Source organism: Pseudoalteromonas sp. AWM4_233, from assembly GCF_056158285.1.
Genome location: NZ_JBSWSZ010000050.1, coordinates 2,641 through 3,174 on the forward strand (window position 1 = coordinate 2,641; position 534 = coordinate 3,174).

Annotated in this window: 1 pseudogene; it reads left to right on the forward strand. The window is 41.9% G+C overall.

Going from position 1 to position 534, the window contains the following annotated elements:
* Positions 1-67 precede the first annotated feature (67 nt).
* Positions 68-493, forward strand: a pseudogene (locus tag ACXAC4_RS19570) (insulinase family protein); the annotation flags it as partial.
* Positions 494-534: the final 41 nt, after the last annotated feature.

Here is a 534-nt window from a genome sequence, read left to right on the forward strand (position 1 = left end):
TGCTAAAAATGTATCGCTAAGGTTAACGACGAGTTAGACTCCACCTCTTACACAGCACCTTGTTTCTGGTTTCGAGAAAGAGGTGTCTGTATCAGCACTTGCTAAACAAGCGAGCCAGCCTGTTGAGCGTCACTTCAAGGTATTAGATAAAACCAATAGTTCACCATTGGTTGATGTGAACTTATTATTTTACACTGGTGCAGCGGGGGCGATTCCGGCAGGCAAAAAGGGTGTAGCGGCATTAACAGCAGCTATGATCGCACGTGGTGGTTCACAAACTAAGAGCTACAAAGAAATTCAAAAAGCACTTTATCCAATTGCTGGTAGCTTTGGATATCAGTTAGATAAAGAAATGATTTCTTTACGTGGCCGTGTTCACAAAGATAACGCTGAGCAATGGTATGCACTTGTTAGTGATCAATTGTTAAACCCAGGTTTCAGAGAAGATGACTTTAAACGTCTTAAGAAAGAGCTAATTGATGGCATTAAAGCGGAGGTGCTGTGTAAGAGGTGAATCTAACCGTCGTTAACCTT